Annotated in this window: 23 protein-coding genes; 11 read left to right on the top strand and 12 right to left on the bottom strand. The window is 67.7% G+C overall.

All coding sequences use genetic code 11. The features are described from left to right. Positions 1-56: 56 nt before the first annotated feature. Both groL and VGV60_08165 read right to left on the bottom strand, forming a co-directional pair. Positions 57-1,691, bottom strand: a complete 1,635-nt coding sequence (gene groL / locus VGV60_08170) for a chaperonin GroEL (GenBank protein ID HEV8701231.1) — start codon at positions 1,689-1,691, stop codon at positions 57-59. 56 nt (positions 1,692-1,747) lie between these two features. Beyond that, positions 1,748-2,035 (bottom strand): co-chaperone GroES, encoded by a 288-nt coding sequence (locus VGV60_08165; protein HEV8701230.1) that lies wholly within the window; start codon positions 2,033-2,035, stop codon positions 1,748-1,750. Positions 2,036-2,226: 191 nt separating this feature from the next. Between VGV60_08165 and VGV60_08160 the strand changes: the two genes are divergently transcribed. Further along, positions 2,227-2,889 carry a hypothetical protein gene (locus VGV60_08160; GenBank protein HEV8701229.1) on the top strand — a complete coding sequence of 221 codons (663 nt, stop codon included), beginning with the start codon at positions 2,227-2,229 and terminating at the stop codon, positions 2,887-2,889. Between the two features lie 36 nt (positions 2,890-2,925). Here the strand turns inward: VGV60_08160 and VGV60_08155 are convergent, their stop codons facing one another. After that, the gene (locus VGV60_08155) at positions 2,926-4,494 is read right to left on the bottom strand and encodes a S41 family peptidase (GenBank protein ID HEV8701228.1); all 1,569 of its coding nucleotides are present in this window, start codon (positions 4,492-4,494) and stop codon (positions 2,926-2,928) included. 225 nt (positions 4,495-4,719) lie between these two features. Here VGV60_08155 and tatA point away from each other — a divergent pair, with 225 nt between their 5' ends. The 3 genes from tatA to VGV60_08140 are packed head-to-tail and all read left to right on the top strand — an operon-like array spanning position 4,720 to position 6,645. Continuing rightward, the gene (gene tatA, locus VGV60_08150) at positions 4,720-4,992 is read left to right on the top strand and encodes a twin-arginine translocase TatA/TatE family subunit (protein ID HEV8701227.1); all 273 of its coding nucleotides are present in this window, start codon (positions 4,720-4,722) and stop codon (positions 4,990-4,992) included. Beyond that, on the top strand, positions 4,964-5,731 hold the full coding sequence (gene tatC, locus VGV60_08145; GenBank protein HEV8701226.1) for a twin-arginine translocase subunit TatC: 768 nt from the start codon (positions 4,964-4,966) through the stop codon (positions 5,729-5,731). Before tatA ends, tatC begins: the two co-directional genes overlap by 29 nt. A gap of 35 nt (positions 5,732-5,766) precedes the next feature. Continuing rightward, a complete protein-coding gene (locus VGV60_08140; protein ID HEV8701225.1) occupies positions 5,767-6,645 on the top strand; it encodes a lipopolysaccharide kinase InaA family protein in 879 nt (292 codons plus the stop codon). Here VGV60_08140 and waaF read toward each other — a convergent pair. Further along, positions 6,613-7,695 (bottom strand): lipopolysaccharide heptosyltransferase II, encoded by a 1,083-nt coding sequence (waaF, locus tag VGV60_08135; GenBank protein ID HEV8701224.1) that lies wholly within the window; start codon positions 7,693-7,695, stop codon positions 6,613-6,615. The genes VGV60_08140 and waaF overlap by 33 nt on opposite strands. Then, entirely contained in the window at positions 7,692-8,810 is a 1,119-nt protein-coding gene (locus VGV60_08130; protein ID HEV8701223.1) for a glycosyltransferase family 9 protein, read from the bottom strand. The genes waaF and VGV60_08130 overlap by 4 nt, the downstream gene beginning before the upstream one ends. An 82-nt stretch (positions 8,811-8,892) precedes the next feature. On the opposite strand from VGV60_08130, the gene VGV60_08125 reads away from it, so the two are divergent. Then, positions 8,893-9,075 carry a Trm112 family protein gene (locus tag VGV60_08125; protein HEV8701222.1) on the top strand — a complete coding sequence of 61 codons (183 nt, stop codon included), beginning with the start codon at positions 8,893-8,895 and terminating at the stop codon, positions 9,073-9,075. After that, complete coding sequence (locus VGV60_08120; GenBank protein HEV8701221.1) at positions 8,991-10,106, top strand: PfkB family carbohydrate kinase; 1,116 nt, start codon at positions 8,991-8,993, stop codon at positions 10,104-10,106. The genes VGV60_08125 and VGV60_08120 overlap by 85 nt, the downstream gene beginning before the upstream one ends. Here the strand turns inward: VGV60_08120 and VGV60_08115 are convergent. Then, a complete protein-coding gene (locus tag VGV60_08115; protein ID HEV8701220.1) occupies positions 10,092-10,823 on the bottom strand; it encodes a DUF4388 domain-containing protein in 732 nt (243 codons plus the stop codon). The two genes, VGV60_08120 and VGV60_08115, sit on opposite strands and share 15 nt — an antisense overlap. Before the next feature lie 255 nt (positions 10,824-11,078). Here VGV60_08115 and VGV60_08110 point away from each other — a divergent pair, with 255 nt between their 5' ends. Both VGV60_08110 and VGV60_08105 read left to right on the top strand, forming a co-directional pair. Further along, complete coding sequence (locus tag VGV60_08110; protein HEV8701219.1) at positions 11,079-12,257, top strand: helix-turn-helix domain-containing protein; 1,179 nt, start codon at positions 11,079-11,081, stop codon at positions 12,255-12,257. A 4-nt stretch (positions 12,258-12,261) separates the two neighbouring features. Continuing rightward, positions 12,262-13,005, top strand: a complete 744-nt coding sequence (locus VGV60_08105) for a hypothetical protein (GenBank protein HEV8701218.1) — start codon at positions 12,262-12,264, stop codon at positions 13,003-13,005. A 48-nt stretch (positions 13,006-13,053) separates the two neighbouring features. Here the strand turns inward: VGV60_08105 and VGV60_08100 are convergent, their stop codons facing one another. The 6 genes from VGV60_08100 to kdsB are packed head-to-tail and all read right to left on the bottom strand — an operon-like array spanning position 13,054 to position 18,186. After that, a complete protein-coding gene (locus VGV60_08100) occupies positions 13,054-13,407 on the bottom strand; it encodes a LapA family protein (protein HEV8701217.1) in 354 nt (117 codons plus the stop codon). Further along, positions 13,404-13,991, bottom strand: a complete 588-nt coding sequence (locus VGV60_08095; GenBank protein HEV8701216.1) for an HAD hydrolase family protein — start codon at positions 13,989-13,991, stop codon at positions 13,404-13,406. The genes VGV60_08100 and VGV60_08095 overlap by 4 nt, the downstream gene beginning before the upstream one ends. A gap of 33 nt (positions 13,992-14,024) precedes the next feature. Beyond that, positions 14,025-14,981: a KpsF/GutQ family sugar-phosphate isomerase gene (locus VGV60_08090; protein ID HEV8701215.1), complete on the bottom strand. Its 957-nt coding sequence runs from the start codon at positions 14,979-14,981 to the stop codon at positions 14,025-14,027. After that, positions 14,981-15,796 (bottom strand): 3-deoxy-8-phosphooctulonate synthase, encoded by an 816-nt coding sequence (gene kdsA, locus VGV60_08085; GenBank protein HEV8701214.1) that lies wholly within the window; start codon positions 15,794-15,796, stop codon positions 14,981-14,983. The genes VGV60_08090 and kdsA overlap by 1 nt, the downstream gene beginning before the upstream one ends. 25 nt (positions 15,797-15,821) lie before the next feature. Then, positions 15,822-17,432 carry a CTP synthase gene (locus tag VGV60_08080; GenBank protein HEV8701213.1) on the bottom strand — a complete coding sequence of 537 codons (1,611 nt, stop codon included), beginning with the start codon at positions 17,430-17,432 and terminating at the stop codon, positions 15,822-15,824. Positions 17,433-17,442: 10 nt separating this feature from the next. Then, positions 17,443-18,186: a 3-deoxy-manno-octulosonate cytidylyltransferase gene (gene kdsB, locus VGV60_08075; GenBank protein ID HEV8701212.1), complete on the bottom strand. Its 744-nt coding sequence runs from the start codon at positions 18,184-18,186 to the stop codon at positions 17,443-17,445. A 203-nt stretch (positions 18,187-18,389) separates the two neighbouring features. On the opposite strand from kdsB, the gene VGV60_08070 reads away from it, so the two are divergent. Genes VGV60_08070 through moaA form a run of 3 tightly spaced genes read left to right on the top strand, consistent with a single transcriptional unit; the run spans position 18,390 to position 20,276 of the window. After that, entirely contained in the window at positions 18,390-18,854 is a 465-nt protein-coding gene (locus tag VGV60_08070; protein ID HEV8701211.1) for a RidA family protein, read from the top strand. Between the two features lie 6 nt (positions 18,855-18,860). Next, positions 18,861-19,211 carry a (2Fe-2S) ferredoxin domain-containing protein gene (locus tag VGV60_08065; protein HEV8701210.1) on the top strand — a complete coding sequence of 117 codons (351 nt, stop codon included), beginning with the start codon at positions 18,861-18,863 and terminating at the stop codon, positions 19,209-19,211. Between the two features lie 39 nt (positions 19,212-19,250). After that, a complete protein-coding gene (gene moaA / locus VGV60_08060; GenBank protein HEV8701209.1) occupies positions 19,251-20,276 on the top strand; it encodes a GTP 3',8-cyclase MoaA in 1,026 nt (341 codons plus the stop codon). Positions 20,277-20,299 lie beyond the last annotated feature (23 nt).

Genomic DNA, 20,299 nt, shown 5'->3' with positions numbered 1-20,299 from the left:
GGAACGACGGTGACTCGATCCGTGCGGCCGGGTAACATGCATCCGGCCGCGGGGGATCAGTACATGTCGCCGCCGCCCATGCGCGGGCCGCCGCCCGACGGGGCCTTCTCCTTCTCGGGAATGTCGTGGATCAGGGCCTCGGTGGTCAGCATCAGCGCGGCGATGCTGGCCGCGTTCTGCAGGGCCGTGCGCACGACCTTGGTCGGGTCGATGATGCCGGCGTCGAACATCTCCACCCACTTGCCGGAGTAGGCGTCGAATCCGGTGGACGGCTTCTCCCTTTCCTTCGCCTGCTGGACGATGATGGAGCCCTCGTAGCCGGCGTTGATGGAAATCTGCCGGATCGGCTCCTCCAGGGCCCTGCGGACGATGTTGATGCCGGTCTGGACGTCTTCGCTCTTTTCCTTCAGCTTTTCCAGGCCCGGTACGGAGCGCAGGAGCGCGATGCCCCCGCCGGGGACGATGCCTTCCTCGACGGCCGCCTTGGTGGCGTGCATCGCGTCCTCGACGCGCGACTTCTTTTCCTTCATCTCGGTCTCGGTGGCCGCGCCGACCTTGATGATGGCGACTCCGCCGACCAGCTTCGCGAGCCTCTCCTGCAGCTTCTCGCGATCGTAGTCGGAGGTCGTCTCCTCGATCTGGGCGCGGATCTGCTTCACCCGGCCTTCGATGTCGGCGCGCTTCCCCTTGCCCTCGACGATGGTCGTGTTGTCCTTGTCGGCGGTGATCTTCTTGGCCTGGCCGAGGTCCTCGATCTTGACGTTCTCCAGCTTGATCCCGAGGTCCTCCGTGATGCACTTGCCGCCGGTGAGGATGGCGATGTCCTCGAGCATCGCCTTGCGGCGATCCCCGAAGCCCGGCGCCTTGACGGCACAGACCTGCAGGGTGCCGCGCAGCTTGTTGACGACCAGGGTCGCCAGCGCCTCGCCCTCGACGTCCTCCGCGATGATCAGGAGCGGGCGGCCGCTCTTGGCCACCTGCTCGAGGAGCGGCAGGAGATCACGCATGTTGGAGACTTTCTTCTCGTGCACGAGAATGTACGGGTTCTCGACCACGCATTCCATGCGCTCGGCATCGGTGACGAAATACGGGCTCAGGTAGCCCCGATCGAACTGCATCCCCTCGACGATCTCGAGGGACGTCTCGAGCCCCTTCGCCTCCTCCACCGTGATGACCCCGTCCTTGCCGACCTTCTCCATGGCCTGGGCGATGATCTCGCCGATGGTCTCGTCGTTGTTGGCGGAGATGGTGCCGACCTGGGCGATCGCCTTGCCGCTGACCGGCTTGGAGAGCTTCTTGATGTCTTCGATCGCCTTCTCGACCGCCTTTTCGATGCCCCTCTTCAGGTCCATCGGATTGGCGCCGGCGGTGACCGCCTTCACGCCCTCGCGATAGATGGCCTGGGCCAGAACCGTCGCGGTGGTCGTGCCGTCGCCGGCGACTTCCGACGTCTTGCTGGCGACCTCGCGGACCAGCTGGGCGCCCATGTTCTCCTTGGGATCCTCGAGCTCGATCTCCTTCGCGACGGTGACGCCGTCCTTGGTGCTCGTCGGGGATCCGAACTTCTTCTCGAGGACGACGTTGCGCCCGCGGGGACCGAGCGTCACCTTGACGGCCTCGGCCAGTTTGTTCACGCCGCGGAGGATCGCCTGGCGGCAATCCTCCGAATAGATAATGTCCTTGGCTGGCATGTTACGGTGACCTCCTTAAGTTTTTGAACTGCAGGGTGACGGGGCCGAGGCCTCGATCAGCCGATGACTCCGAGGACTTCCTCTTCCCGGACGATGACGTGCTCCACGTCCTCGATCTTGATTTCGGTTCCGGCGTACTTGCCGATCAGCACGCGATCCCCGACCTTGACGTCGAGCGGAATCCGCTTGCCGTTGTCGTCGAGGCGTCCGGCCCCGACCGCGACCACCTTCCCCTCCAGCGGCTTCTCCTTGGCCGTGTCCGGGATGATGATGCCGCCCTTGACCTTCTCCTCGGCCTCCACCCTCTTGACGAGGATGCGGTCGTGCAGAGGCTTCACTTTCATCGTGTATCCCTCCTGCTGGGTTTTGACCCTGGCGTATCCCGGGTCAGCGACTCTTGTTGACAATCCGGTCCTGCTAGCACTCGATGCGACAGAGTGCTAATGATAGCCAGGCCCTCCCGGCTTGTCAATAGCCAATCGCGCATTTCCGGCCCTATACTGGCTCACGAGAGACAGCAGTCCCAGGGGGATGCATGACCCACGGCCGGCCGCTCGTCGAAGTCATCAGGTCGATCATCCAGAGGACCTACGGCCTCACGCAAGTCATCGGAGAGGTCGGGCCCTATATTGTGGGAGATCAAGGGTTTAGAAAGCTCTACGGCGGCTCGCACGACCCGTCCGGGCAGGCGGGGGCCAGGCTCCTCGTGCGGCAATCCGGCGAATCGGTGCGGGCCGTCGTCTACTACCCGGACGCCCTCGTCCGCCATCTCGAGAGGTTCAATCCCATCAACGGGTTGGGGGACATCAACATCAGCGCCTTCGCGATTCTCGTGGAGGAGGTCGACCACCTCCTGACCCTGGCGAGCCGCGCGGTCGAGGGGAGGACGGTGAGTCTGCTCGAGCTGGAACACCACGCCAACGTCACCAAATACCTCACCGTCATGCACTTCCTGGGAAAGCAGACGGGCCGGGTCAAGGTCGATGAGGCGCTGAAGCAGTGGGCGCGGCACCACCTCTTCGAGAGATATGCCTCGGACGAAGGAGTGGAGGAGGCCCGCTATCGCGACGCGGCGCGCCTCGCCTGGAGGTATCTCAGGCGCCTGGAGAGGTTGCCCGTCGAGAGGCGCCGGGCCGAAATCAGGAGCTTTCACCGGCGGCCATTCGCGGAGAACCTGCACCAGCCGGGCATGAACTGAGGGGCTTGCGGGCCGGACAGGTGGGGCGGCCGGTCCTCAGTGCTCCCGGGCAGGCGGCGGGGACCCGCCGAGAGCGGCCAGCTCCTGCGCCTGGGGAAAGAGATCCAGCGCCTTCAGGAGCTGGAGATCGATTTCGGCGTGCACCTTGTAGGACTCCTCCAGGCCCCAGAGCGCCAGGACGATCGCTTCCTTGATCTCCCCCCTGAGCCTATCGCCGTTCGCCTCGATGTCGGCGGGCGACCACTTCACCTTGCGGGCCTTCAGGAACTCCTGAAACTCCGCGATCACCGCTGGCGTCACGTCGAAGGCCCGCTGGGTCCCCTTGTGCCGGGAATTGAAGTCCACGGCGAAGTGGAAAAAAATCTGGGCGCGCTCGAGCTGGTCGATGAACGGCGGCGTCGGATCGGTCACCACGACGTCGGGACGGATGCCCCCCCCGCCGTAGACGGTCCGACCCGCATCGGTGCGCCGGATGTCCTTCGAGAGGCTGATCAGCTCCTGGTCGCTCTCCTCGTGCGACAGGTAGTCCTCGAGGGAGTTGTAGTCGCGCTGGATGAGGCGCCCGCTCGGCGTGTAGTAGCGCGCCGTCGTGAGGGCCAGCGCGGCGTCCTGGCTGAGCGGGTAGACCGTCTGCACCAGCCCCTTGCCCCAGGTGGTTTCACCCACGATGAGGCCGCGGTCGTGGTCCTGGATCGCGCCGGCGACGATCTCGGAGGCACTGGCGCTGAACTTGTCGACCAGCACGACCAGCGGCAGGTTAATCGGGTTGCCGGCACCCGTGGCCTTGTACTCCTGATCGGCACCGCTGATGCGGCCGTGCGTGTACACGATGAGCTGGTCCTTCCGCAGGAACCGATCGGCGACCCGGACCGCCTGCTCGAGCAGGCCTCCCGGATTGCGCCGCAGATCGAGGATGAGCCGCGTCAGGCCCTGGCTCTGCAGCGCGCGCACCCTCTCCTCGAGCTCCCTGTCGGTCGTGCGGGTGAAGTTCTCGATCTTCACGTAGCCGACGCCTGGCCTCACCATGAACGATTGGCGGATGCTGTTCGTGGGGATGTCGTCGCGGGTGATCGTGAAATGCAGGACCTCCAGGTCGCCCGGCCGGGTCACGGTGATGGTCACGCGCGTCCCCTTCGGGCCTTTCAACCGGCGCAGCGCGTCGTCGATCGTCATGTCGAGGGTATCCACCCCCTCGATCTGGGAGATGATGTCTCCGGCGCGAATGCCGGCGTTCCATGCCGGGGTCCCTTCGAGCGGGGAGATGACGGTGAGAGGTTTGTCATTGGACGGCTTCGAGATCACGATCCCGAGCCCCGAGAAGCTCCCCTGCTGCTCCTCGATCATGTGCTTGTAGTCGTCGGGATCGAGGTAATTGGAGTGGGGATCCATGGTCCGGAGCATGCCGCGGATCGATCCCTCGATCGCCACGCGCGAATCGACGGCGTCGGCGGCGCGCGTCTGGACCATGCTGAGGAGGTGGGTGTAGGTGGAGAGCTGCTCGCCCGTCCTCTCCGACACCGTCGAGGCACGGCCGCCGAGCAGCCCGCCGGCGAGCCCGCCGGCGATGATGAAAGCCAATCCTCCCAGAACCGCTTTCCGGCGCACCCGCGTCTCCATCAATGGCACTGTAGGCAAATTATAGTGCCCGATCCGGCCCGTGTAAAGAAACGATGGAAATAGAGCACTTATTTCCGTTGCCCCGGTGGAGCGTCCGTGGCGTGTCGCGCCCCGGCGCCGGGCTGACGATGGTGCTAAGATGTCGGCTCCGTCGTGCGGCTCCGGAGCGGCCTCGCAACCCCCGTCGTGCCGGCGGATCGGGAGGGATGCGGCATGTTCGGCTCGATTGGCGGCCCGGAACTGCTGGTCATCTTCGCCATCGCCCTCCTCATTTTTGGACCCCGGCGGCTGTCCGATCTGGGACGCACTCTCGGCAAGGGGATCGCGGAGTTCCGCAAGGCGGCCACCGACATGCGCGACACGCTCGACGCCGAGGTGGCCCGGGCGGAGCTCAAGCCTCCCGCGGACAAGCCTCCGACCGACCCGTCCGCGAAGCCGGATGAGGCCCCGGCAGACGATGCCAAAGCGCGGGACGAGCACACCTGACCTGCCGACCATGAGCTTCCTGGAGCACCTGGAGGAGCTCCGGAAGCGGTTGCTGCGGTCGGTTGTCGCGATCGCGGTCGCCTTCGCCCTGGCGCTCGCCTATTCCCGGCAGATCCTGGGCTTTTTCCTGGCACCCATCCGGCCGCTCCTGGGGGATCAAAAGCCGGTCTTCCTCGAGGTGGCCGAGCCGTTCCTTCTGTACATGAAGGTGTCCTTCCTGGTGGCGCTGTTCCTCGCATCGCCGTTCGTGCTGTACCAGGTCTGGGCCTTCATCAGGCCGGGGCTCTACCCGGGGGAACGCCACTACGCCCTGCCGTTCGTGGTGTTCGCCACGCTCTTCTTCCTGCTGGGCGGAGCGTTCGGCTATTACGTGGGATTCCCGGCGGCCTGTCGGTTCCTCCTCGGCGTGGCGGAGGGATTCACGCCGGCGCTGCGCATCAGCAGCCTGTTCAGCTTCGAGAGCAAGATCGTGCTCGGGATGGGCCTGGTGTTCGAGCTCCCGACCGTGATCTACTTTCTCGCCCGGCTGAGGCTGATCACCGCCGGGTTCCTGTGGCGCAATCTGAAATACGCCGTCCTGATCATCTTCATCGTCGCCGCCTTGATCACGCCGACGCCCGACGTCGTGACCCAATGCCTGTTCGCCGGCCCGATGATCGTCCTGTATCTCATCGGCATCCTCGTGGCCCACGTCTTCGGGCGAGAGCCCGCCGCCCGGCCGGGGGCCGGGGAGGAGTGAGCCCCGACACGCAGGACCACCCAGGAGGAGATCGCGTGGGCCATCGGGTTCCCGGCCTGCCGCCCGACTGCGTCGAGGTCCGCTCCGCCGCCGGGGACTGGATCGCGAGGCGGGCCTGCGCCGCGGCGATCGCGAGGGGAGAGGCCGACTTCATCCTGTCGGGAGCGGGAGCGCGACAGACGGCGGCGGGCTCCGGGCGCGGGCCCCTGGCGCGGCTCACGCTCGCGGGGATCCCCGCCGTCGGCAAACGAGCGCTCCATGGGGGCCTCCTCGGCCCCCTTTTCGGCGGGCTCTACCTGGGAAGACGTCGCGCCATCGATCAGCTGCGTGCCTCGGTGCGTCTGGCGCAGGCGGGCGTGCCGACGCCCGAGATCCTGGCGGTCGGCACTCGACGGGTGGCCGGGATCCTGCACGCCCAGGCGATTGTCGCCCGGGAAATCCCGGACGCCCGGAACCTGCACGGCCTGGCAGGGGAGCCCCTCTCCGGAGCCCGGCGAAGGGAGATTCTCGACCGGACCGCCGGCGTCCTGCGCGACATGCATGATGCCGGTTTCGAGCATGCCGACCTGAACCTGGCCAACCTGGTCTGGGGGAGAGGTCCTGCCGGAGAGACGCTCTTCGTGGTCGACCTCGAGCGGGGCCGGTTCGCCGACCCGATCCGTGCGGGCGGCCGCATCCAGGCACTCGCCCGACTCGTGCGCTCCTGCGAGAAGTGGGTGGCCGGACCCCACCGGCTGACCCCTCGGGAAGAGGTCCGCTTCCTCCTGGGCTATGCCCGCGGCGATCGCGCGCTTGTGCTCCTGCTCGCCACGCGACTGGGCCGCTACCGCAGGCGCCTCGGAGCGCGGCGGCTCGCGTGGCGCCTGCGCGAGCTCCTGCGTTCAGAAGACCGGCTGGCGCGCCCCCTCGAGTAGCCCGGCCGCGGCGCGCTCGACCTCCTCGACCGAGATCTCCTCCAGACAGAACGGCCTGCCGGCCGGCGAGGGGGGACACTCCCGGAAGAAATCCTGCCGGCACGGGGAGCAGGGGTAGTCCTTGGAGATCGCCACGACGGGGGCGCGCGCCGCGGCGGGCGCCGTTTTCCCGGGCGTCCCGGGTCCGAAGATCGCGACCGTGGGAACGCCCAGGGCCGCCGCCACATGCATGGGGCCGCTGTCGTTTCCCACGAAGAGATGGCAGCGCTCGAGGACGGCGCCGGTGGTCTTGATCGACAGGATCGGATCAGGCAGGAGCACTCCCTGCCGCGGTATGGCCGCGGCGACCCGGTCCAGGAGGCCGCGCTCGGACGCGCTCCCCAGCAGGATGATCCGGGCGGCATGTCGCTCCACCAGGCGGCGCCCCAGCAGTCCGAAGCGTTCAGGGTGCCAGGACCGCGGCTCCTTCGAGGCTCCCGCGTGCAGCGCCACCAGGGGGGCATGCCCGAGCAGCCCGGCCCGTTCGAGAATCGCCTCCGCCTGCCTGCGGTCCTCTTGCCTGAGGTGAAAGGCCGGGCGCGGATCGGTGACCGGGCATCCGAGGGCCCGGGCGATCCCCAGAAAGGCCTCCATGTGGTGCGTGCCGGGTGGCGGGAGATCCAGAGCGTGCGTGAGCAGCCAGGAGCGGCGATCGGTGGCATATCCGATGCGCCGACGGACCCCCGCGAGAAAGGCCAGGGCCGCCGCATCGAACGCCTTCTGGAACAGGATGGCCAGATCGAAGCGCCGCCGTCGCAGCAGCGCCGCGAGCCGCATGCGGCCCATCACGCCGCGGTGCCTGCCGCCGTCGTCGTACTCGATCAGGTCGTCGTAGAACGGGTCGCCGGAGAGCGTTTCCAGGACCCAGCTCTTGGCCAGGATGGCGATGCGGGCCTCCCGGAAATGCGCGCGGATGGCGCGCATCGCCGGCGAGATCATCACCACGTCGCCGATCCAATTGTTGACCCGGATCAGGATGCGGCGGACGGACGCGGGGTCGATCGGTCTCATCGTCCGGGGCCGGATGCGCCGGCGAAGAGGGCGGCGCGCGACAGGCGGGGGGCTCCCGAGGCGTGCGCCAGCGACCGCGGAGGCAGGAGACGGCGGGCCGCCTCGTACGCCTGGTCGGGGTTGATGCGGGCCGTCGACCGGCCCTCTCTCAGGACGGCATGCATCGGGCCGAGAGGCGCGTTCAGGGCCGGATCGGTGGGTCCGAACAACGCGACGACCGGGCACCCGACAGTCCAAGCCAGGTGCATCGGGCCGGTGTCGGCGCCCACGAACAGGGCCGACCGCCGAAGGACGGCAGCCAGAAGCCGCAGGGAGGTCGGCGGCGCCAGGACGGCCCGCCCTCCGGACGCCGACACGGCCTCCCTGGCGAGCGTCTCCTCGCCCGGCCCGAAGACGACGAGCGGCAACGCACCCGACGAGCCGGCCAGCAGGGAGGCCAGGCGTCCGAAGTACACGGGCGGCCATCGCTTGGCGGCCTGCCGGCGGCTGGTGCCGGGAGAGAGGACCGCCAGGGGAGCCCGACCCGGATTGAGAGAGCGGACCATCGACTCCGCCTGACGCCCCTCCTCCGGGCGCTCCGGAAGCACCACCTCGATCTCGTCCCCCGCGGCCCCCAAGGCCTCGGCCAGGAGACAGTTCTTCTCCACCCGGTTCAGGCGCCGGCCGTGCGGGCGCACCCATTCGTTGGTGAGAAGGAAGCTGAACTCCCGGCAATGACCCGGGGCGAAGCCGATGCGCCGCGGCGCCCCCGATAGGAGGCCCAGGACGCCGCTCTTCAGGCTTCCCTGGAAATCGACGGCGGCCGTGAATCGTCGCGCGCGCAGCTCCCGGCGGAGCACGATGAGGCGGGCCATCAGCGCTCGCGGGCGGCGCGCCGTCTCACGGATCTCGCGGCGCGGGAACCGGATGACCTCGTCGATTTCGGGGTGCCCGTCCAGGAGCTCGCGCGACAGGTCCTCGACGATCCAGGCCAGGTGGACGGCGGGGAAGGTCTTCCGGATCAGGTGCAGGGCGGGGAGTGTCCGCAGGACGTCGCCCACCGCTCCCAGTCGGATGAGCAGGACGCGATCGCGCTCGTCGAGGCGGTGATCCCGGCGGCTCATGAAGATCCGCATCTTACATCGCCCGGGGTGGTCGCACGGTGGTTTGACAAATAATTCGTCCGGGGCTATAAGTCGCGGCCGAAAGAGGAGCCTCATGTCCGTCGACCCGCGACTTCTCGAAATCCTCGCATGCCCTCTGTGCAAAACGGAGGTCAAGCCGACTCCGGACGGCACCGGCCTCGTGTGCCGCGAGTGCCGGAGGCGGTACCCGATCGTCGACGATATCCCGATCATGCTCGTGGAGGAGGCCACCATCCTTCCCGGAGACGGTTCCTGAGCGTCCCGCAGATCCCCGGTGCGAATCTGAGCGCCGCGCGCGCCGCAGCCATCACATCCCGGTTTCCCAGTCTCACGCTTCTCGTCGTCGGCGACCTGATGATCGACCAGTACCTGTGGGGCGGCGTCTCCCGCATCTCACCCGAAGCCCCCGTGCCGGTGGTCCGCCTGGAACGCGAGAGCTCCCGTCTCGGCGGCGCCGGCAATGTGGTCAGCAACCTGCTCGCGCTCGGCGCGCGGGCGATCCCGGCCGGCGTGCGCGGCGACGATCGCTTCGGCGACCTCATCGAGACATTCTGCCGGGAGGCAGGGCTTCCCACCGGGGGGATCGTCGTGGCCCCCGGCCGGCCCACGACCGTGAAGACGCGGGTCATCGCCCACGGACAGCACGTGGTGCGCATGGACCGCGAGGTCGACACTCCGCCCGAAGACCCCGTGACCCGTCGACTGCAGGAACGGGCGCTGGAGCTTCTCGATGGCGTCCAGGGGATGATCGTCTCGGACTACGACAAGGGGGCCCTCTCCCCCATGCTCCTGGCGAGCCTCCTGCCCGAGGCGTCCAGGCGCCGACTTCCGGTCATCGTCGACCCCAAAATGCGACTGTTCCGGCACTACGGGCCCGCGACCGTGGTGACCCCCAACGCGCGTGAGGCGATGGAGGCCGGAGGCGGCGTGGCGCGCACCGGAGAGGAATTCGAGTCGCTCGGCCGGCGGATCCTCGGAATGCTCGGATGCCCGTTCCTCCTCATCACCCGGGGGGAGCATGGCATGCTCCTGCTCGAGAGGGACGGGGGATCGCTCTCCATTCCAGCCAGTGCGCGCGAGGTCTTCGACGTGACAGGGGCGGGGGATACCGTCGCGGCGACCCTGGCCCTGTCGGTGGCCGCGGGGGCCACAATGGCGGAGGCGGCCGTCTTCGCCAACCACGCCGCGGGTGTCGTCGTGGGAAAGATCGGGGCGGCGACCCTGACGGTCCGAGACCTCCTGGGGGCGATCGACGAGACGGGGAAGCCGGGATCAGCTCAGGTGTGAGGTGCGCACCACGATACCGAGCGTCATCAGCGCCCACAGGAGCCGGCAAATCTCGAAATCCTTCAACGTCGACGACCGGCACAGCTCGCGCAGGGGGATCGGTCTCTCGCAGCAGGACAGGAGTGTCCACTCGTCGAGGGACAGGGTCAGGTCACGGCTGATGTCCTCGATCCCGGTGGTCGTCTGATATTTGACCTCCAGGCCGCCGACCGCCTCCCAGATCCGTTCCCACCTCTCGATCCGGCGGATCCCCTCGAGAATGGTGTTCCCGGCGCTCAGCTTCAGGGTGATGACCTCGTCTGAAGGGAGGGGCCCCGGCCGGTAGCGATACCGGCCGCTGGTCCAGAGGAACAGACTGCAGACGATGTTCCGGACCTGGGCCCGGACCCCCTCGACGAGATCGTGCGCCTGGATGAGGCCCGACTCCACGAAGACGGTTCCGAGTCGCTTGTTTTCCTGCGCGGCGCGCTCGACCGTCTGGATCAGGCCCTCCAGGGAGACCAGCCCTGCCTTGAAGAAGATCTGCCCCAGCCGGTCGTCGCGATCATTGGACGTGGCGAAGACGGGCCGTCCGGCCTGGATGAAAATCGACTTTTCGATGGTGTCGCCGGTGAGGGTGAGAACGCCCGTCTCCTTCCGGCTCAGGATGGAATAGATGAGGCCTGGAAAGGTAGTGGTGGAGAGCACCCCCTCGCGCGCGGGACTCGGGTTCGCCATCAGGCCCCTATCATCCCGGCAAGGTAGGGGAGGGACGAAACTTTGTCAAGCAGTTGCCCGGCGGGGGGTTTCGCGGTACACTGCCTTTATGTATTGCAGGGACATGGGTTATTCCATGCTGCAGTCTGACCGCAACGGAATTACAAAAGTTTCTTGACAGGTCATTTATGTCAGGCCACCATTGCAGCAACCGGCGGTTCCCCGTACCTTTCGGGCCGCGCTCAGCGCCGGGGTAGGTTGAGGGAGATTCCGGAGATGGAACAGGAGCTGCGAGGAAGCACCCGGCTGGGGAATTATCTGCGCCGGCTGCGGGTCGGTTACGGGCTCTCCCTCCGCCGGGTCGAGGACAAGGCGAAGACAGGTGGCGGCGAGATCGACAACTCCCAGCTGTCCCGCTACGAGCGCGGCAAATGCTATCCCTCCTTCGACAAGCTCTGCCTGCTCGCCAACATCTTCAACGTGCCGATCCAGAACTTCTCGGACGTTCTGGATCTTGAGCGGGTCGATGCCTACGAGCCCGCCGAGCCGGCGACCTACGAGGACATCAAGACGGAGGCCGGCCGCGAGTGGGACCAGGGGAACTACGCGCGCGCCTATGCCATTTACGAGACCGCCCTGGCACGGCTCGAGGACGGGGCCGAAGGGGCCGTCGACCAGGAGACCCTGGCCCGGGCCCGCTTCAATCTGGCGAGGACGCTCCTTCGGATGGGCAAGATCAGCCTGGCCGAAACGGAGCTCCGCCTCATCCTCAGGCGCCATCGGGACATCTCGCCGACCACGCAGGTGGCCGTTCTCGGGGCCCTGGCGGACGCGCACGAAGACAAGGGGGACCGGTACCTGGCCCTCCTCGAGTCGGAAAAGGCCCTGGCTCTGGCGCGTGAATCGGCCAACGTCGAGTACGAAGGGTACGCGCTCCACCGCATCGGGCGCCTGCACTTCCTGGATGGCGAGTTCGACAAGGCGCTCGAGGGCTTCCGAGGTGCGCGGGCCCTCCTCGAGAGCACGGCGGGCAAGTACGACCTGACCCTCATCCGGATCAACATCGGCTTTTGTCAGGCCATGCTCGGCAAGGTGGACCGGGGCGTGCGCGAGCTCCGGGAGGCGCTGCAGGTGGCCGGCAAGGAGGGTTTCCGCCGCTGCTCCACCTACGCCCTTCTGTACCTGGGCCAGATCCACTACGCCAGGCAGGACATGGTGAAGGCCCGCGACTTCTTCGAGGAAGCCGAGCTCATGGCCCACGGGGGAGAGGAGAGGTTCGTCGACATCCTCTTCCAGACCGCCTATCACCTGTGGGAGATGGCGAGGATCTCCGGAAACCAGGTCCAGGAGAAGGTCTACTTCGGTCGCTTGAAGTTCCTGCGGTCGCAGCTGGACCGGCACTTCCTTGAAGTGGAAAAGTTCGATCAGTTCATCGAACAGGGAAAGGGCAGGTGACACCATGAACAGGCCGCACGTCATTCGCCCGCTGGTCCTCGTGGCCGCCCTGGTGATCGTCCCTTCCCTGGCGCTCGCTGAGGTGAGCGTGCAGTTCAATGGGCACGGTGACTTCAAGCGCGTCGTCTACCTGACCGGCGCGCACGGCCGGACCTACGTCGTCTGGGGACAGATGCGTCCGCGCCTGTTCCCCAATACCGTGCTCAACCCGCTGGGGGACAATCTGGGCGACCTGCCCCCGGTCATCCAGCTCTCGCCGGTGACCGGCCTCCCGTGGGTGGTGTGGCCGAAGAACTTCGGCAACCTCACGCAACTGGTGTACTCGACCTGGGACGCGAGCGGGAAGAGATGGACGGACCCGCGTCCGATCGTTGCCGGAATGCCGTTGATCTGGGGCGATATCACGCCGGCGCTCGCGTTCGACGGCTTCGGGACGCCCTACCTCGTCTGGGCGCGCGCCGAGCAGACCGCGACGGTCTACTTCAGCACCCTGATGAGCGGCGTCTGGACGCCGCCGCTCCGCGTCAGCGACGAGGGGGTCGACAGCCGGACGCCCGCCATCACGCTGGATGGGACGACGGCCGTGATCACCTTCCGCACCCCGCGCGGGCCGGTGACGAAGCGGTTCGAGACGGGGTTCCTGCTCGACAGCGCTGCCAAGCTGATGGACAATCCGGTCCCTCCCCTCGAAGGGCCCCCCGCGGGGCCTTCCGGCGGCGGCTCGGACGGTTTCGTCAAGAAGAAATAGGCGAGACACGCGGCAAGGCCCGGAACGACCCGGCCCGGTGTGGAATTCCTAGGCCCGGGGTTCGGCCCAGGAGGCGGTCGGGCCTTCGGCGGCGGACGGACTGCTGTCGGCGCCCTCGCGCCGGGCCAGCCGCAGGCGCAGCGAGTCGGCCTCCTCCTCGAGGCGCCTCATCTGCTTGCGAAGCAGACGGTTGGTGATCCGGATCTTGATGCCGTCGATGACCCCGATGGTGCAGGCGAACGCCACGCCGAAGATGGCGGCAGCCGCCACCACGGCCCCCATGGGGACGGGTCCGACCTGCCAGAACACCAGGTTGACGGTCACGTCGGCGCCGTTGTACACGCCCACCACGAACAGCACGATGAAGAAGAAGAACACGATCAGGTAGACCAGGATGTTCATCGTCGCACCTCGAGCGGGGTGTCGCGCCGCGGGCGCCTTCCGCCGCGCAGCGAAGGATCGAACCAGCCAAGGACTTCCCGCCATCGTCCCTGCGCCTTGAGGATCGCGTCGACGACTTCGCGCACCGCGCCGCGGCCCCCGGGAGCGCGCGTGACGAAGGGAACGCGCCGGATCACGTCGGAGTGCGCGTCGGCCACGGCGACCGGCATGCCGGCGCGCCCCAGGACCGCCAGGTCGGTGAGGTCGTCTCCCAGGTAGCAGGCCTCCTCGTCCGACAGCTTCTGCCTCTTCAGAATGCGCTGGTAGGCCTGCAGCTTGTCGGTGACCTTGAGGTGGATTTCGTCCAGGCGCAGCTCCTCGGCGCGCCGCACCACCGAGGCGCCGCCCCTTCCGGAGATGATCCCGGTCCGCAGGCCCGCGCGCCTCGCGATCCAGAGCCCGACTCCATCCTTGACGTCGTAGGTCTTGGCTTCGGAGCCTCCCTCGATGAACGAGAGGCCCCCGTCGGTGAGCACGCCGTCGACGTCCATCAGGATGATGGCCACCTTGCGCGCCCGCGGGCCGAGAGGCAGTCGGCACTTCATCAGGTTCCTCCGGGGACGTCTAGGAGCAGGCTCCTAGAACAACTGGGTGCGCCAGAGGTCGTGGATGTGCAGGACACCCAGGACGCGCCGTGCGTCGTCTACCACGACCAGGGAGGTGATCTTCCGGGTCTCCATGACGCGGAGCGCGGCGGCGGCGAGCTCCTGCGCCGGGATGGTGGCCGGGTCGCTGGTCATCACCCTGTCCACCGTCGTCGCCAGGAGGTTGTCCCCCTGCCCGAGGTGGCGCCTCAGGTCCCCGTCCGTGATCACCCCCGCAAGCGTGCCGTCCTCCCGCACGACGCAGGTCATTCCGAGCTTTCGGTCGCTCATTGTCCGGATGGCGTCGCGCATCGGGGAGCCGACCCGGACCAGCGGGGCCTCGGTCCCCTTGTGCATGAGGTGGGCGACGGTCACGACCTTCTTGCCGATCCGGCCGCCCGGGTGGTAGCGGGCGAACTCGTCCAGGGTGAAGCCGCGCTTCTCGAGGAGCGCCATCGCGAGCGCGTCGCCCAGCGCCAGGGCGGCGGTGGTGCTGGCCGTGGGCACCAGGCCGAGGGGCGAAGCCTCCTCGTCGATCCGGACGTCCAGAACGACGCGCGAGTGGCGGGCCAGGGTGGACTCCGGATCGCCGGTGAGCGAGATCAGGCCCACGTCCAGGCGCTTGATCAGCTCAAGGAGGCGCAGGAGCTCCGCGGTCTCGCCGCTCTGGGATATCGCCAGGACGACGTCTCCAGGGACCACCATGCCGATGTCCCCGTGCACCGCCTCGGCCGGATGCAGGAACAGGGACGGCGTTCCCGTGCTGCTGAAGGTCGCGGCGATCTTGGTTCCGATCAGGCCCGACTTGCCCATTCCCGTCACCACCACCCGACCCTTGCAGGCGTGCAGAAGATCCACCGCGCGGCCGAACGACTCGCCCAGCCGCGGAACCAGGTTCAGGATGGCGCGCGCCTCCAGCTCGAGCACCCGGCGGGCGATCTCGTGCGGCATCAGGCGCTCCGCACCACGGCGTCGATCGCGATGACCTGGCGCAGGAGCGGAACGACCGCGTCGAGGGGAAGCGAATTGGGCCCGTCGCTCTTCGCCGCACCAGGGTCGTCGTGCACCTCGCAGAACAGGGCGTCGATCCCCACGGCGGCCGCGGCCCGGGCCAGGAAGGGGATGAACCGCGCGTCGCCGCCGCTCCGGTCCCCCAGGCCACCAGGGTGCTGGACGGAATGCGTGGCGTCCATGATGACGGGGCAGCCGATCTCCTTCATCACCGCGAGCGACCGGAAATCGACGACCAGGTTCTGGTAGCCGAACGACGAGCCTCGTTCTGTGACCAGGACCCGCTCGTTCCCCGCCGATCGCACCTTGTCGACGGCGTTCTGCATCTCCCACGGGGAGAGGAACTGCCCCTTCTTGATGTTCACCGGCCGGCCCGTCCGTCCGGCGGCGGTCAACAGATCAGTTTGGCGGCAGAGAAACGCCGGAATCTGCAGGATGTCGAGGACCTCGGCGGCCGCCTCGGCCTGTCCAGGCTCGTGAATGTCCGACAGCACGGGCACGGCCACCTCCGACTTGACCCGCATCAAGATGCGCAGTCCCTCCCGCAGGCCCGGGCCGCGGAAGGACTCCGCCGAGCTGCGGTTCGCCTTGTCGAAGGACGACTTGAAGATGAACGGGACACCGGCCTCGGCGGCGGCCCCGGCGAGGGCGCGGGCCATCGCGAGAACGTGCCGCTCGCTCTCGATCACGCAGGGGCCGGCGATGAAGGCCAGAGGAGCGCCGCCGCCGATCGCCAGATCGGGAGCGATCGCCACCCGCCGCGTCCGCGCCGGACCGGGGTCAGCGCTGCGTCTGCCGGAATTGTCTGCAGGCACCGATGAAGCTCCTGAAAAGCGGATGCGGGAGCATCGGCTTCGACTTGAATTCGGGATGGAACTGGCAGGACAGGAAGTAGGGGTGGTCCGGCAGCTCCACGATCTCCACGAAGCGTCGATCGGGGGTCTCGCCGCTGACCCGCAGCCCCTTCTTGGTCATGGCGTCCAGGTACTCGCGGTTCACCTCGTAGCGATGGCGGTGTCGCTCGCTGATCTCCGCCAGGCCGTACGCCAGGTGGGCCTGCGACCCCGGATGCAGGACGCAGGGCCAGCGTCCCAGTCGCATGTTCCCTCCCATGCGCTCCACGCCCTCGAGCTCGCGCAGCTTGTAGATGACGGGGTAGGGCGTCGAGAGGTTGAACTCGGAGGAATCGGCGTCCTTCAATCCGCACACGTTGCGGGCGAACTCGATGATGGCGCACTGCAGCCCGAGACAGATGCCGAAGAACGGGATGCGCTTCTCGCGCGCGTGCCGTATCGCCTCGAGCATGCCGGCCACGCCGCGCAGCCCGAAGCCGCCCGGCACCAGGATGCCGTGGCAGGGGGCGATCGCCTCCTCGAGCTGGCCGTCCACGAGGTTGTCCGCCTCGATCCAGCGGAGCTTCACCCGCACGTCGTTGGCGATGCCGCCGTGCGTCAGCGCTTCGTTGAGGCTCTTGTAGGAGTCCTCGTAGGTGACGTACTTGCCGACGATGCCGATGGACACCTCGCCGCCCTTCGGGTTCTTGACGCGGTCCACCATGGTCACCCACTCGTCCATGTTCTTGTCGCGGTACGGCAGGTCGAGCAGCTTGAGCAGGATGGCGTCCAGCCCCTCCTTGGCCAGCACCAGGGGGACCTCGTAGATCGTCTCGACGTCCTTGGCGGTGATCACCGCGTCCTCGGGCACGTTGCAGAACAGGGCGATCTTCTTCTTGATCTCCTTGGGAATGAAGCGGTCCGTGCGGCACATCAGGACGTCCGGCTGGATGCCGATGGCGCGCAGGTCGCGCACCGAGTGCTGCGTCGGCTTGGTCTTCAGCTCGCCGGCCGGGCCGATGTACGGCACCAGCGTGAGGTGCACGAAGACCGCGTCGCTGCGCCCCGCCTCGAGCCGGAACTGGCGGATGGCCTCCAGGAACGGCAGCGATTCGATGTCGCCCACGGTCCCGCCAATCTCGACGATCTGGATGTCGATCCCCTTGGAGATCCTGCGAATCGACTGCTTGATCTCGTCGGTGACGTGCGGGATCACCTGGACCGTCCCCCCCAGGTAGTCGCCGCGCCTTTCGCGGGCGATCACCTGCTCGTAGATCCGGCCGCTGGTGAAGTTGTGGTCCCGCGAGCAGACTGTCGAGGTGAAGCGCTCGTAATGGCCGAGGTCGAGGTCGGTCTCGACGCCGTCGTCGGTGACGTAGACCTCGCCGTGCTGGTAGGGGCTCATGGTGCCCGGATCGACGTTGAGGTAGGGGTCCAGCTTCTGCAGCGTGACGCTGAATCCGCGCGCCTCCATGAGCCGGCCGATCGAGGCCGCGGCCAGCCCCTTGCCCAGGGAGGACACGACGCCGCCGGTGATGAAGATGTACTTGGTCGGCACGCTCATCTCCTCATGAGGAGGCCCGGAGCACCTGCTCGACGGCGAGCACGTCCTCCGGAGTATCGACCCCGTGATAACGCCCCCGGGCCGGTAGAACCCGCATCGTCCGCCCGCGCTCGATGGCACGGAGCTGCTCCAGGCCTTCCAGCGACTCGAGGGCTCCCGGGCCCCAGGACGCGAACTCCAGGAGAAAGCCGCGCCGGTAGGCGTAGAGGCCGACGTGCCTCAGCCAGGGCGGGGAGGCGGAGCCTCCGTCCCGTCCCTCCGGCACATAGGGGATCGCGCTCCGCGAGAAGTAGAGAGCCCGGCCGGACAGGTCGCACACCACCTTCACGACGTTCGGGTCGCGCGCCTCCCGGGCGTCACGGAGCGGCTCGCAGAGCGTGGCCATGTCGCACGCCGGGTCCGCGTCCAGGCACTCCACCAGCCTGTCGATGTCCCTCGGATCGACCAGCGGCTCGTCCCCCTGGATGTTGACGAACAGATCCGCGGAAAGCGATCGCGCCACCTCCGCCAGGCGATCGGTTCCGGAGACGTGCGCCGCGGACGTCATCACGACCTCCCCGCCCGACGCCACGACCGCCGACGCGATGCGCTCGTCGTCCGTCGCCACCAGGAGCCTGTCGATGCGGCCCGCGGCCCGGGCGCGCTCGAGGACACGCAGGACGAGCGCCTTGCCATCGATGAGTGCGAGAGGTTTGCCGGGGAAGCGAGTCGACCGGTATCGGGCTGGGATCACACCGACAGCGTGCATTGCCGCCTTGGGCGTGGACTGCTGCATCAACGGATGTTAGCGCACGCCGCGCGGCCAAGTCAAAAGGAAATTTCCCGCGGGCGTCGTCGCGCGAAATCTCTGGACAGCGCACCCCGCAAGGCTAATAATGAGCGGCAGCACGATTGGTCGCGGGCGCCGGTGGGAGCGCGCGACGTCCAACTCGCCGGCAGGAGGGGTCTCGGATGCCTGGAGAAGTCGAAAAGAGCCTCGAAGCGCTCGGGTACCGCCTCCCGGAGGTCGGCAAGCCTCTCGGGAACTATGTCCAGAGTGTCAGGTCCGGCAATCTGCTGTTCATCTCGGGCAAGCTCCCGAAGGAGAACGGCCGCCTCAAGTATCCCGGGAAGATCGGACGCGAGGTCACGGTCGAGCAGGGGAAAGAGGCCGCGCGCCTCGCAGGGCTGAGCGTCCTCGCGACCGCCAAGCAGTCGGTCGAGGACCTGGATCGGATCAAGCGGGTGGTCCAGATCGTCGGCCACGTCGCGGCGGCGCCGGGGTTCCTCGATGCGTTCGACGTCATCGAGGGAGCCTCGGAGGTGTTCGTGAAGGTGTTCGGCGAGCGCGGCAAGCACACCCGCCTCAGCCTGGGCGTTTCCGAGCTGCCCCAGAACGCCTGCCTGGAGCTGCAGGCGATTCTGGAAGTGGAATAGGATCGTGTGAACCTTCCCTTCAAGCTGCACGTCCTGATCTGCACCGGACCGCGCTGCGGGGGGGAGCGCCACTCCGAGCGCATCCGGCAGGAGTTCCGCAAGCAGTTCGTCCGTCAGGCCCTGCCGGCCTCCGTCAAGGACACGCCATGTCTCTGTTTCGGACTGTGCAGCTACGGTCCGAATGTCATCATCTACCCGGACGGCGTCGTCTACAGCGGCGTGGGCCCCCAGGACGTCGCGGAAATCGTCCGCGATCATCTCGTCCATGGACGGGTGGTCGAGCGCCTGCTCTTCAAGAAGAAGGAGCCGGCAGTGCCGGAAGGCGAGGCTCCGGAACCGTCCGGGGAGCCGGCATGAACGACGGCGTCCCGGGACGGATCCGGCTATAATCCAGGCATGACGGCCACCGTGGACAGCCCCGACCTGCGCGGTCCGCTCGTCGACCGTTTCGCGCGCGTCGTCCGCAGCCTGCGCATCTCCGTGACCGATCGCTGCAACCTGCGCTGCCTCTACTGCATGCCCGCGGGACCCATCGCCTGGTTCGAGAAGGACCGCATCCTGACCTTCGAGGAGATCGAGCGCGTGGCGCGCATCCTCGCCACGCTCGGGGTCCGCGAGATCCGGCTGACCGGAGGGGAGCCGCTGATGCGCCGCGACCTGCCGGTCCTGGCGCGCCGGATCGCGGGGATCGATGGAATCGAAGACCTGGCGATCACCACCAACGGCCTCCTGCTCAAGGAGCTGGCGGAACCGCTCCTTCAGGCCGGGGTCGGCCGGTTCAACGTCCACATCGACTCCCTGGATCCGGCCGGGTTCGCCGCGGTCAGCCGGCGGAACAGCCTCGACATGGTCCTCGAGGGGCTCGTCGAGCTCGAGCGGTTCCGCGCCGTGCCGATCAAGATCAACATCGTTCTTCTGCGCGGGATCAACGACGACCAGATTCCGCGTTTCGTCGACTGGGCGTGGCGCCGTCCCTACCAGGTGCGTTTCATCGAGATGATGCCTCTGGGCGGAGGGGAGCCGTTCGAAACGGAACGTCTGGTCCCGGGCAGCGAGGTCCGGCGTCGCGTCGAGGCGATCCACCCGCTCGTGCCGGTGGGCCGCGATCGCCCGTCGTCACCGGCCAACGTGTTCCGCCTCGCCGGAGGCGCAGGGGACATCGGATTCATCAACCCGGTCACCGAGCCGTTCTGCGGCGACTGCGACCGGATCCGGCTGACCTCCGACGGCAAGATTCGCACCTGCCTCTTCTCCCGCACCGAGACCGACCTTGCCGCCCTGCTGCGCGGAGGCGGCACCGACTCCGAGATCGCCCTCGCCCTCCGCACGGCGGTTCGCGGCAAGGAGGCGGGCGGGTGCCTGGACCTCCACCAGTACTACCAGGAACGGCTCCCGCGAAAGATGTGGCAGATCGGCGGGTAAGTCTCCGGGGCGCTTCCTGGGCT

It is taken from the genome of Candidatus Polarisedimenticolia bacterium (assembly GCA_036001465.1).
GTDB lineage: Bacteria > Acidobacteriota > Polarisedimenticolia > Gp22-AA2 > Gp22-AA2 > Gp22-AA3.
Note: the sequence above shows the minus strand (reverse complement) of the source record. Positions and strands in the feature narration are given on the sequence as shown.